The 17,196-nt window shown below is 61.1% G+C and carries 14 protein-coding genes; 5 read left to right on the top strand and 9 right to left on the bottom strand.

All coding sequences use genetic code 11. The features are described 5' to 3' along the window. Positions 1-319: 319 nt before the first annotated feature. The 4 genes from metF to AC1D17_RS05255 all read right to left on the bottom strand — a co-directional run bounded on the left by metF (position 320) and on the right by AC1D17_RS05255 (position 5,076). A complete protein-coding gene (gene metF, locus AC1D17_RS05270; RefSeq protein ID WP_477564368.1) occupies positions 320-1,246 on the bottom strand; it encodes a methylenetetrahydrofolate reductase [NAD(P)H] in 927 nt (308 codons plus the stop codon). Position 1,247: 1 nt separating this feature from the next. Continuing rightward, positions 1,248-2,276 (bottom strand): ArsR/SmtB family transcription factor, encoded by a 1,029-nt coding sequence (locus AC1D17_RS05265; protein WP_477564367.1) that lies wholly within the window; start codon positions 2,274-2,276, stop codon positions 1,248-1,250. 289 nt (positions 2,277-2,565) lie between these two features. Continuing rightward, positions 2,566-4,215 carry an energy-dependent translational throttle protein EttA gene (gene ettA / locus AC1D17_RS05260; RefSeq protein ID WP_264221572.1) on the bottom strand — a complete coding sequence of 550 codons (1,650 nt, stop codon included), beginning with the start codon at positions 4,213-4,215 and terminating at the stop codon, positions 2,566-2,568. Between the two features lie 93 nt (positions 4,216-4,308). Next, on the bottom strand, positions 4,309-5,076 hold the full coding sequence (locus AC1D17_RS05255; protein WP_477564366.1) for a ribonuclease T2 family protein: 768 nt from the start codon (positions 5,074-5,076) through the stop codon (positions 4,309-4,311). A 193-nt stretch (positions 5,077-5,269) separates the two neighbouring features. Here AC1D17_RS05255 and AC1D17_RS05250 point away from each other — a divergent pair, with 193 nt between their 5' ends. From AC1D17_RS05250 to AC1D17_RS05240, 3 genes are read left to right on the top strand one after another with little or no spacing between them, the layout of a single operon-like run. Next, positions 5,270-6,220 carry a lysophospholipase gene (locus AC1D17_RS05250; protein ID WP_477564365.1) on the top strand — a complete coding sequence of 317 codons (951 nt, stop codon included), beginning with the start codon at positions 5,270-5,272 and terminating at the stop codon, positions 6,218-6,220. A gap of 13 nt (positions 6,221-6,233) precedes the next feature. Further along, complete coding sequence (locus AC1D17_RS05245) at positions 6,234-7,184, top strand: DMT family transporter (protein ID WP_477564364.1); 951 nt, start codon at positions 6,234-6,236, stop codon at positions 7,182-7,184. Between the two features lie 34 nt (positions 7,185-7,218). Continuing rightward, positions 7,219-8,865: a thiamine pyrophosphate-binding protein gene (locus AC1D17_RS05240; protein WP_477564363.1), complete on the top strand. Its 1,647-nt coding sequence runs from the start codon at positions 7,219-7,221 to the stop codon at positions 8,863-8,865. Positions 8,866-8,925: 60 nt separating this feature from the next. On the opposite strand, the gene AC1D17_RS05235 is transcribed toward AC1D17_RS05240, so the two are convergent. Both AC1D17_RS05235 and AC1D17_RS05230 read right to left on the bottom strand, forming a co-directional pair. Next, positions 8,926-9,264 carry a protein tyrosine phosphatase family protein gene (locus AC1D17_RS05235; RefSeq protein WP_477564362.1) on the bottom strand — a complete coding sequence of 113 codons (339 nt, stop codon included), beginning with the start codon at positions 9,262-9,264 and terminating at the stop codon, positions 8,926-8,928. A 74-nt stretch (positions 9,265-9,338) separates the two neighbouring features. After that, positions 9,339-10,193, bottom strand: coding sequence for a DUF4432 family protein (locus AC1D17_RS05230; protein WP_477564361.1), 855 nt, complete (start codon positions 10,191-10,193; stop codon positions 9,339-9,341). Between the two features lie 207 nt (positions 10,194-10,400). Here AC1D17_RS05230 and AC1D17_RS05225 point away from each other — a divergent pair, with 207 nt between their 5' ends. Continuing rightward, positions 10,401-11,777, top strand: coding sequence for a L,D-transpeptidase family protein (locus AC1D17_RS05225; RefSeq protein WP_477564360.1), 1,377 nt, complete (start codon positions 10,401-10,403; stop codon positions 11,775-11,777). A 476-nt stretch (positions 11,778-12,253) separates the two neighbouring features. Then, positions 12,254-13,543: an NAD(P)/FAD-dependent oxidoreductase gene (locus AC1D17_RS05220; RefSeq protein ID WP_477564359.1), complete on the top strand. Its 1,290-nt coding sequence runs from the start codon at positions 12,254-12,256 to the stop codon at positions 13,541-13,543. Positions 13,544-13,711: 168 nt separating this feature from the next. On the opposite strand, the gene AC1D17_RS05215 is transcribed toward AC1D17_RS05220, so the two are convergent. The 3 genes from AC1D17_RS05215 to AC1D17_RS05205 form a co-directional block, all read right to left on the bottom strand. Continuing rightward, on the bottom strand, positions 13,712-14,404 hold the full coding sequence (locus AC1D17_RS05215; protein ID WP_477564358.1) for an AAA family ATPase: 693 nt from the start codon (positions 14,402-14,404) through the stop codon (positions 13,712-13,714). Positions 14,405-14,631: 227 nt separating this feature from the next. Further along, positions 14,632-15,777 (bottom strand): iron-containing alcohol dehydrogenase, encoded by a 1,146-nt coding sequence (locus AC1D17_RS05210; protein WP_264221581.1) that lies wholly within the window; start codon positions 15,775-15,777, stop codon positions 14,632-14,634. A gap of 3 nt (positions 15,778-15,780) precedes the next feature. Beyond that, entirely contained in the window at positions 15,781-17,160 is a 1,380-nt protein-coding gene (locus AC1D17_RS05205; RefSeq protein WP_477564357.1) for an aldehyde dehydrogenase family protein, read from the bottom strand. Positions 17,161-17,196 lie beyond the last annotated feature (36 nt).

Below are 17,196 nucleotides of genomic sequence, written 5' to 3'. Positions count from 1 at the left end.
TTTCCTCCTATCGTTCCCCAGTCAACGCAAGGAGGGCCGGTTATGGGAATGACACATTCGTTGAATGTCCTCATGATAAGTGCAGCGTTCRTATTCGTTGCAACCATGCTTTTCATCTGAAAGCATCAGCAAACAGTCCAGCCAATGCAGCCAGCCAATGCAGAAGGACTTTAGGACCGCAATCCATTGCAGCAAGATCCAGCCAGGCAAGGCGCTCCGCGAAGGACCGAAAACCTGAAGCTGCCAAAGACAAAAAGCCCTTGAAACCATCCGGTCTCAAGGGCTTTTTCTATTCGAGACAACACGTCGCTTGCCATTCTCAGGCAGCGGCACCCGCTGACCGGGACTGAACCGTAGCCGGTGCCAGCCGTTCAAATCCAACCAGATCGCACACGGCCGCGACCAGCGGCGACCGGTTCATCGTGTAGATATGGAAATCGCGAAGGCCGCGCCGTGCCAGATCGACGATCTGCTCGGCCGCGATATGGGTGGCTTCCTTGAAACGTTCCTCCGGGCTTTCATCCAGGTGGACCAGCCGCGTGACGATCGCGTCTGGAACCTTTGCCCCGCAGAGCCCGGCGAACCTGCTGATCGCCGCCAGATTGTTGATCGGCATGATTCCGGGAACGACCGGGATATTGATGCCCGCGCGCCTGACGCGCTCGAGATAGCGCTCGAAATCATTGTTGTCGAAAAAGAACTGGGTGAGCGCCCGCGTCGCGCCATTATCGACCTTGCGCTTCAGCATGTCGATATCGGCAGCGACATCCGGGCTTTCCGGGTGTTTTTCCGGATAGGCGGACACCGAAATCTCGAAATCCCCCTTCGCCCGAAGTGCCGAAACCAATGCCGCGGCATTCTCATATCCATCCGGAAACGGCTCGTAGCGCACCCCGATACCGCCCTGCGGATCGCCGCGCAGAGCTACGAAATGGCGAACGCCATTGTCGATGAACTCTGCGACAACGGCATCGACTTCCGCTTTGGCCGCCCCCACGCAGGTCAGATGCGCAGCGGTGCTGGCGATCCCCTCGTCGTGGATCATCCGCCGCACGGCAGTCAGCGAACGCGCCTTGGTGGAACCGCCGGCGCCATAGGTCATCGTGACGAAGGCGGGATCGAAGGCAGACAGAGCCGCGACCGTCTCGAACAGCTGGACTTCCATATCGTCATTCTTCGGCGGGAAATACTCGAAGGAAAGCTTCAGGTTTCCGCGTTCGGCCGGGTAAAGGGTGTGTATTGGCATGTCATGTCCTTCCGGCATAGGCGAGAGCGCGGTTGCTCTCAGGTGTATCGGATGTGACGGCCTGCCGCTGGTCGCGCGCAAGCCAGATCGTCACCGTCAGCTGCCGGTCACGATCCGTGTCCGGGGTCAGGTCCACCGTCTCCTCGACGGCCAGCCCGGCCTTGTCCAGCCAATCGGCCATCGTCTGGCGCGAAAAGCCGAGCCGCATATGCGCATGCTCGTCGCGCAGATATTCCAGCGCATGCGGCGCAAGATCGATGATCGCCAGCCGGCCACCGGGCACAAGCATGCGGGCAGCCTCGGCAATCGCCGCTTGCGGCTGCTGCAGGAAGTGCAGGACCTGATGGATGATAACCAGATCGAACTGACGGCCGTCGAGCGGCAAGTTGAAGATATCGCCGTGACGGATCGATGCCTTGGTGATGCCGGCGCGATCGAGATTGGCGCGGGCCACGGCCAGCATGTCGCGGCTGGCATCGACGCCGACCCCGCGGCGGTAAAGGCCTTCGAAAAGCTGGAGGATACGGCCCGTGCCGGTGCCAAGATCGAGCAGGCCGTCAACCGGCTCCGTGCCGACGACCTTCTTCAAGGCAGCTTCGACATCCGCTTCGCTGACATGCAGGCGGCGCAGCTCATCCCACTCGGCGGCGTTGCGGCTAAAATAGTCCTGCGCCTTTTCGGACCGAGCCTGTTTCAGCGCCACCAGCCGCTCACCGTCGCGCCGCAGTACCGCATCCGCAATATCGGAGGCCGAAAGCAGATCCCGAACCAGCGCAACACCCGCCCCCTCGCCTCTCAGGCGAAAATAGGCCCAGGCGCCCTCCTGATAACGATCGATCAGCGCGACCTCGGCAAGCAGCTTGAGATGGCGGGAAATTCGGGGCTGCGATTGACCGAGAATTTCGGTAAGATCGGTGACGGTCAGGTCGCCGGCAGCCAGGAGCGCAAGAAGACGCATGCGCGTCGGCTCGCCTGCCGCCTTCAGCACGTCTACCAACTCGTCCAGTCCCAGCCCGTGCTCTCGCGCCATCCTAAACCTCATCAACACATAAAGATATGTTTATGTGATTTTCGGATTTTCCGCAAGTTGAAATGTGGCATTGACCACAGGCAGCAGGAAAGGAAAAAGGCGGCCCGAACGGACCGCCTCTTTCTGTTTTAAGCCGGCGAAACAAATTGACGCTTCGCAACCGCAGGCGATGACGCCCGCGCCTAAAGCGCGTCGCGATCTTTCAGATTCGCTTCTCACGCTTTAGGTCTTTGATTTTACGCATGCCGTTATCGCAAAACCGCTTCGCACTTTTGCGCGCATGCTTTAACTACCGCGTCAGGCGTTTGTAGCTGACGCGGCTCGGGTTGACCGATTCCGGGCCGAGGCGGCGGATCTTGTCCTTCTCGTAGTCCTCGAAGTTGCCTTCGAACCACTCCACATGGCTGTCGCCCTCGAAGGCAAGGATATGCGTGGCCAGCCGGTCAAGGAACATGCGGTCGTGGCTGATGATCACAGCGCAGCCGGCAAAGTTTTCCAGCGCGATTTCAAGTGCCGCCAGCGTTTCGGTATCCAGGTCGTTGGTCGGTTCGTCGAGCAAAAGCACGTTGCCGCCGGCCTTCAGCATCTTGGCAAGGTGAACGCGGTTGCGCTGACCACCGGAGAGATTGCCGACCTTCTGCTGCTGATCGGTGCCCTTGAAGTTGAAGGCGCCGCAATAGGCGCGCGAGTTCATCTCCAGCTTGCCGAGCTTGATGACTTCGGCACCGCCGGAAACCTCTTCCCAGACAGTCTTGTTGCCATCGAGCGCATCGCGGCTCTGGTCGACATAACCGAGCTTGACGGAATCGCCGACGCGGAAGGTACCGCTATCCGGCTTTTCCTGGCCGGTGATCATCCGGAACAGCGTGGTCTTGCCGGCGCCGTTCGGGCCGATGACGCCGACGATGCCGCCCGGCGGCAGCTTGATCGACAGGTCGTCGATCAGCACGCGGTCGCCATAACCCTTGGTAATGTTCTCGGCTTCGATGACGACCTGACCGAGGCGCTCGCCGATCGGAATGATGATCTGCGCATCGCCAAGACGCATCTTGTCTGCTGCTTCGACCAGTTCGTCATAGGCCTTGATGCGGGCTTTCGACTTCGACTGACGGGCCTTCGGGCTGGAAGCGATCCATTCCTGTTCGCGGCTGATCGCCTTCTGACGGGAGGCGTCTTCGCGGTTTTCCTGCTGCATGCGCTTGGCCTTGGCCAGCAGGTAGGCCGAGTAGTTTCCTTCGTAGGGAATGCTGCGGCCACGGTCGAGTTCGAGGATCCAGCCCGTGACGTTGTCGAGGAAGTAGCGGTCGTGGGTGATCATCATCACCGCACCCGGATACTGGCGCAGATGGTTTTCCAGCCAGCCGATGGTTTCGGCGTCGAGATGGTTGGTCGGCTCGTCGAGCAACAGGAGGTCCGGCTTGGAGAGCAGCAGCTTGCACAAAGCCAGACGGCGGCGCTCACCACCCGAAAGGCTGGTCACATCCGCATCGCCGGGCGGGCAGCGCAGAGCTTCCATCGCCATCTCGACCTGGCTTTCGAGATCCCACAGGTTCTGGCCGTCAATGATGTCCTGGAGCTTCGAGCCCTCTTCCGCCGTCTCGTCGGAATAGTTCATCATCAGTTCGTTGTAGCGTTCGAGGATGGCAGTCTTGTCGGCCACGCCTTCCATGACGTTTTCCATCGCCGTCTTGGTGGGGTCGAGCTGCGGTTCCTGCGCCAGGTAACCGACGGTCGCACCTTGAGCGACCCAGGCTTCGCCGGTATATTCCTTGTCGAGGCCGGCCATGATGCGCAGCACGGTCGACTTACCGGCGCCGTTCGGGCCGAGAATACCGATCTTGGCGTCCGGATAGAACGACAGATTGACATTCTCCAGCACCTTCTTGGTGCCGTAGGACTTGTTCAGCCCGGACATATGATAAATGAATTGACGTGCCATAGAGAGACTGCTCCGACGGGAATGGGATTTTGCCCGCTATGTAGGCGAATTATCCCGGCGGAGCAATGAAGAAACCGGCTTTAGCAACGCCATTCAGTGAATGCCGGCCGCATCGACGATCCCTTTTGCGCATTTGAAATCGGTATCGCCGGCGGCAAGGATCAGAGTTGAAAGCCCGGCATCGGCTGAAACATCGCCCGAGAGACCGATCGTCAGCCCGGTAATGACGCTGCGGGCGCCGGCCTTCTGGCAGCGCATCCGCACGCGCTCGCCGGCTCCGGCGCCAAAACTTTCGTCAAAGGCCTGCTTGACCTCGCCTTCCGTCACCTCCCGTTCGAGCCGGCCGGCAAACAGCGCGCGCACCGCCGAGCCGTTGATTTCATCGAGAAGTCGAAGCTGCACCGAAAAATAATCCTGCGCGGTGCCGCCGTGGCAGGTGCCGCTGCGCAGCCATTGATGTCGGTCGAGCCCCGATTGCGTGCCAGGCATGGCCACCAAAAGCTTGGCTGCCGTCTCCTGTGCCATGGCCAGTTGCGGCAGGTCCACCCAGTCGCCCTTACGGTCGCGGGCCTTGATCTCCGCAGATACGCCACAATAGCTCTTCTTCACCGGCCACAGGCCATGCAGGGAAAAATGCGTCGCATCGTACCGCTCCGCGGTCTGCCCGGCACATTCCTTGCGGTTCGGCCGGGTCTCGCAAAATCCCGGCAGCCAGCTGACGACGAGAATATACGCGGTCTTGCCTTTGGCAGCCGTTGCCGTTTCCCCGGCATTTGCCGATGACGCAAGCATCGCAGCGAGCATGACCACCCCCAGACGATGCAGAAGCGATACAAAGATAGTCTTCACATTTCTCCGCATGACAGCTTCTCCAAACAAGAACAAAACAAGATCATTTAGAGACTAAAACGGGAAAATTGCAACCGGAAATTCATCTCCGCACGAATCTTTCCTGACCTGATGCCAAACAAGCACCAAGCGGCCGTTGCCTTTGGCTGGTAAATCAAGTTGATAGCGGTTAAGCGCAGGACTTCGCCTGGGAGGATCAAAAGGGGTGTTCGCCAAGGTCGAAACGTTGCAAAGCCCAAGCGGGGCCGCCCTTGCCTGGCGCCACTGGCCAGCCGGCGCCCCGCACACCAGCGGCCCGCACAAAGGCGTGCTGATCATCAGCCACGGACTGGCCGAACATTCCGCCCGCTACGCCCGCTTCGCCGAAGTCATGGCGGCCCACGGCTTCAATGTCTATGCGCATGATCATCGCGGCCACGGCGCAACCAGCGCTGCCGGTGCACCGCTCGGCCGCTATGCGCCATCGCTAGGGGCAGCCAAGGTCGTCGACGACGTCGCGGCGATGCGTACGATGGCCGCAAGCCGTCATCCCGGTCTTCCCGTCATCCTGTTCGGCCATTCCATGGGCGGCCTGATCGCCCTGAACGCCGCAGAGGAAAACCCGGACCTTTACGACGGATTGGCTGTCTGGAATTCGAATTTCAATCCGGGCCTTGCCGGACGCGCAGCGCAAGCCGTCCTCGCCGTCGAGAAGATGCTGAAGGGTTCCGATGTGCCGAGCGGGCTGCTGTCCAAGCTGACATTCGGCGCCTGGGCCAAATCGATCCCCGAGCGCAAGACCGACTATGACTGGCTGTCGCACGACCCTGCAGAAGTCGCAAAATATATCGGCGATCCGCTGTGCGGTTTTGATGCCAGCGTTTCGATGTGGATCGATCTGTTCAAGCTGACCTTTGCCGGCGCAAGCCCGGACCGGCTCGCCCGGCTGCCGCAAGACCTGCCGGTCCACCTTGTCGGCGGCGGACAGGATCCGGCCACCAATGGCGGGCAGGAAATTCGCTGGCTGGAACGGCGCATGCGGGCCGCCGGCTTGAAGCGCGTGACGACGATCGTCTATCCGGCGATGCGCCACGAAACCTTGAATGAGACGGAACGCGATGGCGCCATACGGGATTTTGCCGGATGGTGCCTCTCCGTTGTCGAACAGCGGACATAAACGAAGGCACGGCATGACCGACATTTCTGCAAAACCGGCCGCACACAATAACGACGTTTCCTTCGGTTTGGGCCTGATGGTCATCGCGGTGCTGATCTCGCCGCTGATCGATATCTTTGCAAAACTTGCCATCACCACCGTACCATCGGCTGAAATCACCGCCGTCCGCTTCGTGCTGCAGATGATCTTCATCCTGCCGATCGTCTTTGTCCGGGGCACGCTGTTCGATCTGACCTGGAGGAAGACCGGGCTGCATATGCTGCGCGGCGGCCTGCTGGTTGTATCCATGCTCTCCTTCATCACCACGCTGAAGGCGATGGAGGTGGCGGATGCCATCGCCATCTTCTTCGTCGAACCGATCATCCTGACCATCCTGGGCAGCATCTTCCTCAAGGAGACCATCGGCTGGCGGCGGTATACCGCCTGCGCCACCGGTTTTTTCGGCGCCATGCTGGTCATCCAGCCGAGCATGCAGGAAGTGGGATGGATCGCGCTTTTGCCTGTTGTCTCGGCTTTCGGGCTTGCGGTCTTCCTGCTGGTCACCCGCCTCGTCGCACAGAACGAGGACCCATGGTCGATGCAGTTTCATGCCGGTGTCTGGGGCGCGATATTCTGTGGCATCCTGCTTTATATCGGCGACGGCACCGGTTCCGAGATTTTCGATCCGGTCATGCCGGACAGGACCGCCAGCCTCTATCTGCTGGGCGTCGGCATCACGGCAACCATATCCGGCGTGCTCGGGGTCTATGCCTATCGCGCCGCCCCCGCTTCGGTGCTAGCGCCGCTGCAATATCTGGAGATCGTCTCGGCGACGATCTTCGGCTGGCTGGTGTTCGGCGATCTGCCGGACGCACTGAAATGGCTGGGCATCGCGATCATCATCGCGTCCGGCCTTTACATCATCTGGCGCGAGCGCCGGATCAACAAAACCGCAAGTATCGCGCCGGTGTCACCGGCCATCTGACAAGACAGTTTAAGACGCTTTGGGAGGAGCAGACATGAAGACAGGCGGAGAATTGATCGTCGAGGCGCTGAAGGCGAACGGCGTCAAGCGGATTTCCTGCGTACCGGGCGAAAGCTACCTCGCCGTGCTCGACGCACTCTACGATACCGACATCGACGTGCTGGTCTGCCGCCAGGAAGGCGGCGCTGCAATGATGGCCGATGCCTGGGGCCGGCTGACCGGTGAACCCGGCATCTGCATGGTGACGCGTGGTCCAGGCGCCATGAATGCGTCCGCCGGCCTGCATATCTCCCGCCAGGACTCAATCCCGATGATCCTGTTCATCGGCCAGGTCCAGCGCGACGCCCGCGAGCGGGAAGCCTTTCAGGAAATCGAATATCGCCGCGCCTTCACCGAAATCGCCAAATGGGTCGGCGAGATCGACGATCCCGCCCGCATCCCGGAATTCGTCACGCGCGCCTTCGCTGTCGCCACCTCCGGCCGCCCCGGGCCGGTGGTTTTGACCTTGCCGGAGGATATGCTGACGCAGAAGACCGAGGCTGTCTCAGCAAAGCCGTACCAGCCGGTGGAAAGCCATCCCGGGCCAAGCCAGATGCAGGCGCTGGAAACGTTGCTCGCCAAGAGCGAAAGGCCGATCGCCATCCTCGGCGGCACGCGCTGGAGCGATGAGGCCGTTCAGCAGTTCCGGTCTTTCGCCGAGCGTTTCGGCCTGCCGGTCGGATGCTCCTTCCGCCGTCAGATGCTGTTTGATCACCTTCATCCCAATTATGCCGGAGATGTCGGCATCGGCATCAACCCGGCGCTGGCCAAGGAAATCCGCGAGGCCGACCTGGTGCTGTTGATCGGGGGCCGCTTCTCCGAAATGCCGTCTTCGGGCTACACCCTGCTGGAGGTGCCCTACCCGCACCAAACCCTGGTCCATGTCCATCCCGATCCCGGCGAACTCGGCCGGGTCTACCGTCCGGATCTGGCAATTGCTGCTGCACCCGACGATTTCGCAGCTGCCCTTGAGGCCCTGAAACCGGCGCAGACGCATCGTCAGTCCGAACGGACGGCAAGGATGCATCAGGCGTATCTCACCTGGTCCACCCCGCCGGAAACCGGCCCCGGCGACGTGCAGATGGGGCCGATCATGCGCTATATCGAGGAAAATACGGCAGCGGACACGATCTTTGCCAATGGCGCCGGCAACTACGCCACCTGGCTGCACCGCTTTCACCGGTTCCAGCGCTTCAACACGCAGGCGGCGCCGACATCGGGCTCGATGGGCTACGGCCTGCCGGCTGCCGTCGCTGCCAAACAGCTGTTTCCTGAACGCGAAGTGATCTGCTTTGCCGGTGACGGCTGCTTCATGATGCATGGCCAGGAATTCGCAACGGCCGTGCGCTACAATCTGCCGATCATTACGCTGGTCATCAACAACGGCATCTACGGCACGATCCGCATGCACCAGGAACGGGATTATCCGGGGCGCGTGAGCGGCACGGACCTCACCAATCCGGATTTCGCAGCCTTTGCCCGCGCCTATGGCGGTCATGGTGAGCTCGTAGAAAAGACGGAGGATTTTGCCGCTGCATTCGAGCGCGCCCGGCAAAGCGGCAAGCCATCGATCATCGAGATCAGGCTCGATCCGGAGGCGATCACGCCGGCACGGACGCTGAGCCAGATCCGAAACGGCTAGGTTTCAGGAAATGTTTGACCGGCGCGCGATTGGAAGATCGCGCGCCGGTCCGACGTTGTCTCAGCCGCGAATGTGCTGGGTCTGCTGGTAGACATTGGTGGAGCGGGCGCCGGAGCGGCAATAGCCGAGCATCGGGCGCTCGAACGTATCCAGCGCATCGACCATGTCACGCACGGCATCGGCAGTCACGCCCATCGGGCCGACCGGGATATGGGTGATGTCGAGGCCAAGTTCCCTGGCGCGGGCGGCGATCGTTTCGAACTGTGGCTGATCGGGCTGCTCGAAATCCGGGCGATGGCAGACGATGGACTTGAACCCCATCGCCTTGATCGCGTCGAGGTCCTCGACGGAAATCTGACCGGTGACCGAATATTCATCATTGATCTGGCGAATGTCCATGGGGAAGCCTTCCTCAAAATATTGTCCGGACTGATGTAAGACCGGCGGCGCAACGCGTCAATTGGAAAGGCGGCTCACCGGATCTGGAACGCCAGGGCGTATTCGACCGTCTTTCCGGGCTCGAGCATCGGCATTTCGTCAGCGGCGGCAAGTTCGGTCCGTTTGGCCAGCCGGTGGGAAACGGGCTCGATGCTGATCACATCAGCTATGCCGCGCTGGCACCGCCACATCTGCAGGAACGGCAAGGTGCCAGTGGAAAACCGGACGGCCAGCGAGCGGCCGGCCAGAGCCTCAAAAGGCCCCAGGGCCACATGCGCCCAGCCGTCTTCGGCACCAGGTGCGGCCGGCAGGCAGAAATGCGCGCTTTCCCCTTCACCGAATCGCCAGGCGCGTTTTTCATCGGCAAACATCGTTCCGCAGATCCGCGTTTCCTCGCCCGCGAGCCAGCCGCCGATATTGATATGATACATCAGCATCGGTGCAAACGGTGTGTCTGCGATGTTGGTGACACGATCGCAGAGCGTGACCTCCGCCGTATCGGCGTTGACGGCCCAGCGCCGGGAAATGCGCGCCTTTCCGCCATTCGCGAGTAGAACCTCGGTTTGTGCGCTACAGCCTGGCGGCGCATCCGGTGCGGACATCTGCGTTTGTTCGACCGGCGTGCCGCATAGCGAACCGTGCAGCGGAAATATGTTCCCGTCATCGCTCCCTTCCACGGGCTCAGGGTGGCGGATGTGGTCCGGACCGCAGGTGAAGAAAAAACCCTGCAGCGCATGGTCGATGCGCCGGTCGCCGTCGGATGGAATGGCCGTGCCCGGCGAAAGATCGACCCCATCGACGACGAAAGCACCGATGTCCAGGGCTGACTGCCGGTCGAGCAGAACCTGGAAGTCATTTTCCCGGCCGCCACCGGAGATGCTGATCGACATTGCCTGTTCTCCCGTGGGTACCACCGGCTGAATCGGTGACGGCCCAAAACTAGCGCAAAGAAAGGGGTTCATCACCTGGCTGAAACGGGCAACCCACCGAATTCGAAGGATTTTAGGGAACCGTTCATAATGAATTCAGTTTATTCATATTACCGTCCCATTTGATTTGTAGGCCCCGAGCTCAATTGCCAGACAACAGGTTTCACCGTGACGTTCGTTTTGAGAACCCGCCTTGCCCTTTTTGCCGCCATCAGCGTGATCGCCTCTGCCTCTGCCGCGGGAGCTCAGGACAGCTTTGGCCGCCTGCCGCCCAATTCGGTTCTGGTGACGCCGCAGGGTGAAATTCTCGATTACATCCCCGAATCCCCCGACGTGCAGATCATGCGCGACCGCCGCGGCCGGACCGTTCTGGTCGATAGCTGGGGCAATGTTGTCGCGACCGTGATGGGATCGGGACGGCCGCGCAATGACGGGCGCCGCCGCGAGCGCAACCGCGACGTCTATACCAATCCTGACTATGGTTATTCCGATCCCGCCTTCACCGACCAGGGCTTTTCGCAGCCCGGCGATATTACCGGCTCTATCCCGGACTACCGTGATGCGTCGCCGCAAAACGTCGACCGTCAGGAATTGCCGGCAAGTCTGCCGATGCAAGACGAAAACGACATGGCGGCCCTGCCGCCTGAGGAAGGCATGCCTGAGCGCCAGACCTTGCCATCGGCTGCCCGAATCACCAAGAAATCCAGTGCCGAAATCACCGCGCTGCAGGTTTTCCTCGATCGGGAAGGCTTTTCGCCGGGCGTGATCGACGGCAAGACCGGCTCCAACGTGACCAAGGCGATCGAGGCCTGGCAGCAGGCAACCGGGGAAACGCTGGATCCGAACAATACCGACGACATTCTCGAGCGTCTGCGCTTTACCGGCGGCCTGCCGATCACCACCTACACGATCACCGCAGCCGATGCTGCCGGTCCCTATGTCGCCTCCATTCCGGAAGACTATGCCCACAAGGCAGCCCTGCCGCACCTCTCCTTCACCTCGACGACGGAAATGCTCGGCGAGAAATTCCACATGGACGAAGCCTATCTGCGCGAGCTGAACCCCGGTATCGACTTCACTATCCCGGGCACGATCATCAAGGTGATCAATCCGGGCGAGGTCAAGAAGGCCAAGGTGGCGCGCATCGTTGCGGACAAATACCGCAAGCAGGTGTTTGCCTATGATGAGGCCGGCACTCTGATTTCCGCCTACCCGGCAACCATCGGCTCGTCCGACACGCCATCCCCCTCGGGCACGGTTCAGGTCGATCGCATCGCGCTCAACCCCGGCTACACCTACAATCCGAAGATCAACTTCAAGCAGGGCCAGAACGACAAGATCCTGACGCTGCAGCCGGGACCGAACGGTCCGGTCGGCACGGTCTGGATCGCGCTGTCGAAGCCGACCTACGGCATCCATGGAACACCGGAACCCTCCAAGATCGGCAAGACCCAGAGCCATGGCTGCGTGCGCCTGACCAACTGGGACGCCACCGAGCTCGCCAAAATGGTCAGCGTCGGCACAACGGTTGAATTCGTCGATTAGAGCCTCTTACGATAAATGAGACGCATTCTGCCCTCCGGGTTGCCTGAAATCGGCCGCCCGCTGCATCGGACGGCTTGACCGAAGGAGCAGCATCGCTCCACGCCGTCCTTCTGTACGAGGCTCCAAAGGCTAATAATCGCTGGCCTCTCCCCTAATTGGAGGGTGACGAAATCCGCAGAACGGTGAGAATGGTTGGGTCAAGGTTACGATTAACCGCAGCCTTGGCGACCTTCGCCGTACCGGGTACGGAAACGCGAGACAATTTGGGCACACTTTCGCGAAGGCGGAGATCGGGGGCCGTGGCGTTTAAGCTTGGTAGCGCCGCGACCCCACCCGCCTGATTAGCCCGCCTGCCCCTTGGACCGATATCGTAAGGCTTCATCACCTCATCAGATATTGTCATTAAAAAACATTGCCGCGATGCTTTATCTGTCGGAGAACTCAAAGACCAATTCCGACAGACGAGGAATGCCGTGATGGCCGCCGAACGTACCCTCCCCAACCTCTGGCATGCCACGGCACCGGCGGCTCCTGAAACAAAGCCGCTTGCAACCGACATCACGGTCGATGTCGCCGTGATCGGCGGTGGCTTTACCGGACTTTCCGCAGCTTTGCATCTTGCCGAAAAGGGTGTCAGCGTCGCCATCGCTGAAGCAAAAATGATCGGTTTTGGCGGCTCCGGCCGCAATGTCGGCCTCGTCAATGCCGGCATGTGGACGAAGCCTGAGGATCTTATTGCCACCCTCGGCAAGCAAGTCGGTACGCGGCTGCTGACCGAGCTTGGTGATGGTCCGTCGCTGGTCTACCAACTTGTCGAAAAACACGCCATCGCCTGCGAAGCCGTTCGCAACGGTACACTGCATCTGGCTGTCGGCGCCGAAGGCCTGAAAGACATCCGCGACCGTGAACGGCAGTGGAAGACGTTCGGGGCGCCGGTGGAAGTGGTCGATGCGGGCCGTACCCGATCGCTGACCGGTGCGCAGGGTTTCTCCGGCGCCCTGCTTGACCGCCGGGCCGGCACGATCCAGCCGCTTGCCTATGCCCGCGGCCTTGCTCGCGCCGCTCTTGCCGCCGGCGCGCAAATCTATACGGAAACCGCGTTGCAATCCGCCGAACGCCGGGGCGACCTCTGGAAACTCGGCGTACCTGGCGGAACGATCACCGCCAAATCTGTCATCGTTGCAACCGAAGCCTATGGCGACCTATTGAGCAAGACACCCTGGAAGGCGCATACCCAGGAATTGACGATCCTGCCCTATTTCCAGTTCGCCACGAACCCGCTGTCCGACAACATCGCCCGGACCATCCTGCCGGAACGGCAGGGCTGCTGGGATACCGGGCTGGTCATGACCTCGTTCCGCATGGACCAGCAGAACCGGCTGATTTTTGGTAGCGTCGGCCGTCTCGATGCGCTGGCCGAAGGCACCCACCGCGCCTTTGCCGAGCGCTCGCTACGCAAGCTTTTCCCGGCACTCGGCGATTTCCGCTTTGAATACTGGTGGGACGGACGCATCGGCATGACCACCAACAACCTGCCGCAGATGCATGTGATGGCCCCCAACGTCTTTTCGGTCAGCGGCTATAACGGCCGCGGCATCGCACCTGGCACCGTGTTCGGCCGCGCGCTGGCCAACCACGTCAGCGGCGAACCGAACGCCCTGCCGCTTGTCGAAACGCCGCTAACGCCCGATCCATGGCGCACCCTCAAATCGGCCTTCTATCATGCCGGCGCACAGGCCAAACATTTCATCGACCGCAGGTTTTAGAGCATGTCGCGCAAACGTGCGCAGCGGTTTTGCGATAACGATATGCGCACATGAAGGACCTAATGGGCAGGAAGCGAATCTGAAAGATCGCGGCGCGCTTTGGCCTTCTGCAAAATGCAAAAACGCCGCGCGAAAAACGCGCGGCGCCGAGATGCCGAGTGGTTGGCTTCACGCGGCGCGGCGCATGCCGCCTGTGAGCCGCAGCGGAACGAGCCTGCGCACTTCGTCACCGAAGGCGCGGGCGTTCTGACAGGCTTTGTCGAGATTGCTGACCCTTGCCGGGTCCATCGTCTGCAAGGTGCCGCCACAGTCGAAGATGTCGCGGAAGGCCGCGCGCTCGATGATCGGCGTATCGAGCACCGGCACGGAACGCTCAGACAGCAGTTGCTTGACCACCTGCAGCGCCCGTGTGGTTACCAGCGAATTGACCCGCGTCAAGACGACTGAGTGTTTGATGCGGATACCTGCCTTCTCCTCGAGATGACCCAGCAGTTCCAGCACCTGAGCGCCGCCCTTGGCGTCCATGGCACAGCCCTGGATCGGTATCATCACGTGATCGGACAGGCCGATCGCGGTTGCCATCAGCGTGTTGCGCGCGCCGGCGAGATCGATGATGAAATAGTCGGTCCTTGCCCGGTTGTCGTGGATATGCGTCTGAATCGACGCCATCGTCACGGAGGAAATCACCTCGATATTCGCGACCTTTCCCGAAATATCGTGCCAATGCGAAATCCAGTGCTGCGGGTCGGCGTCGAGAATGGTGACGCGGGCTCCATTGCGCCCAAGCTCGGTCGCCAGGATAAGCGCTGCGGTCGTCTTGCCCGCTCCGCCCTTGGTGTTTGCGAATGTAATGACTGGCATGTCTGTTCCTGTCTGAAAAGGCCAGAGCCCCGGCATGGCTCACGGCAAAGCGCAAAATCAATTGCGCCTCGGTTAACCAAACCTTTCAGATCGTGGTTAACAAAGACTGAACGCCGCCCTCCCGAGAATTGACAAGCCGGTCTCCAGACGTGTCAGCGGACATGAAAAAGCCCGGAAAACCAAAGCTTTCCGGGCTCTTCGACATCAACGTGACGGAACTGAAAAGACTAGATGCAATCGCGGAAAAGCTGCTTGGCGGCTTCGAGCGTCAGCTCGACCGGATTGCCACCGGCTGTTGGATCGACGATCGCCATCGCGGCCATTTCGTCGATGCGGTCGGTACCGACGCCAAGCGCCGACAGCTTGTCCGGCACGCCCAGTTCCTCGCGCAGCTTCAGCACATAGTCATAGAAGCCGTCGAAGCCGCCGGAAATACCGAGATAGGCGGCAGCCATTGCGATCTTGGCCTCGATCGCCGGGCGGTTGAAGCGTAGAACCGGCGGCATGACGACGGCGTTGGTCATGCCGTGATGGGTGTTGTAGATCGCCCCGACCGGATGCGACAGCGAGTGGATGGCGCCAAGCCCCTTCTGGAAGGCGACGGCACCCATGGCGGCAGCCGACATCATATGGGCGCGGGCTTCGATGTCCGTGCCGTCCTTGTAGGCGCGCGGCAGGTATTCCTTGACGAGGCGCAGACCTTCGAGCGCGATACCAGCCGACATCGGATGGTAGAACGGCGAGGAATAGGCTTCCAGGCAATGGGCAAAGGCATCCATGCCGGTGCCGGCGGTGATGATCTTCGGCATGCCGACCGTCAGTTCCGGATCGCAGATGGTCACTGCGGGCAAGAACTTCGGATGGAAAATCACCTTCTTGGTGTGCGTCTGCGAGTTGGTGATGACCGAGGCCCGGCCCACTTCCGAACCGGTGCCTGCCGTGGTCGGCACGGCGATGATCGGCGCAATACCCTCGACACTGGCACGTGTCCACCAGTCACCGACATCCTCGAAATCCCAGACCGGCCGGGTCTGGCCGGCCATGAAGGCAACGCATTTGCCAAGGTCGAGGCCGGAGCCGCCACCGAAGGCGATGACACCGTCATGGCCGCCGGCCTTGAAGGCTTTCACGCCCGCATCGAGGTTGACGTCGGTCGGATTGCTGTCGACATCGGCAAACAGCGCGCGGCCAAGACCTGCGGCTTCCAGGATATCGAGCGCGTTCTGGGTGATCGGCATCGGCGCCAGGCCGCGGTCGGTGACCAGCAGCGGCTTCTTGATGCCGAGCGCCTTGCAATGGTCGGCAAGCTCTTTGATCCGGCCCGCGCCGAACTTGATGGATGTCGGGTAGCTCCAGTTGGCTGTGATGGTCATCGTTCAGGCTTTCTTCAAGTGGTAGGATTTCGGGCGGGTCAGGTTCTGGAAACCGATGACAGACAGCGAGCCGCCGCGGCCGGTTTCCTTGACGCCGGTCCAGCAGAGCGCCGGATCGAGATAGTCGGCGCGGTTCATGAACACGGTGCCGGTCTCAAGGTCCTGGCCGATACGCGCGGCGCGCTCTGCGTCCTTGGTCCAGAGCGATGTGGTCAGGCCGTATTTGCAATCGTTCATCAAGGCCAGCGCCTCGGCATCGTTCTTCACCTTCATGATGCCGACGACCGGGCCGAAGCTCTCTTCGGTCATCACCTTCATCGAGTGATCGACGTCGACGAGAACCTGTGGGGCGAGATAGGCGCCGCCGTCATCCTGCGGAAACAGCTTCGGATCGACCAGCGCCTTGGCGCCCTTGGCGACAGCTTCGGCGGTCTGTGCACGCACTTCGGCGGCGAAACGCTTGTGCGCCATCGGCCCGAGCGAGGTTTCCTGTTCCAGCGGATTGCCGAGCTTGTAGGCCGAAGCAAAGGCGACGGCCTTCTCGACGAAATCGTCATAGAGGTTTTCATTGACGTAGATGCGTTCGATGCCGCAGCAGCATTGCCCGGAATTGAACATCGCGCCGTCCATCAGCGTATCGACAGCAGCATCCAGATCGGCGTCTTCCATGACGTAGCCCGGATCCTTGCCGCCGAGTTCGAGGCCAAGCCCGGTGAAGGTGCCGGCTGCAGCCCGCTCGATCGACCGGCCGCCTTCGACGGAGCCGGTAAAGTTGACGAAATCGAAGCTCTTGGCCGCGATCAGCTGCGACGTCGTCGCGTGATCGAGGAAGATATTCTGAAACACGTCTTCGGGAACGCCGGCCTCGACAAAGGCGCGCACCATGCGTTCGCCGACAAGGATCGTCTGGCTGGCATGTTTGATGATCACGGTGTTGCCCGCCATCAAAGCCGGCGCGACCGTGTTGATCGCCGTCATGTAGGGATAGTTCCACGGCGCGATGACGAAGACGACGCCATGGGCGACGCGCTCGATCCGGCGCTCGAAACTGGCACTGTCCTCGACGATGATCGGTGCCAGCGCATCGGCAGCAATGGTCGCCACATAGTTGGAGCGCTCGTTGAAGCCGCGAAACTCGCCGCCGTAGCGAATGGGACGGCCCATCTGCCAGGCCAGTTCCGGCACGACCTCGTCGACCATTTCGTTGAGGCGCGCGACACCGGCGAGCACCAGCTTGACGCGGTCCTCGACCGGGCGCTTGGCCCAGCTTTTCTGCGCGGCGCGCGCACGCGCAACGGCTGCCGAAGCGACAACGGCGTCAACCGCCGGGCGCTCCGCATAAACCTCCCCGTTCACCGGGGAAATGCATTGGATCATGGTCATGATCGTCTTCCTGTTCTGTCGTCAAAAATTATGATC

This window comes from Pararhizobium sp. P1_E7 (genome assembly GCF_056405855.1).
This window is presented reverse-complemented; position numbering and strand designations above follow the sequence as displayed.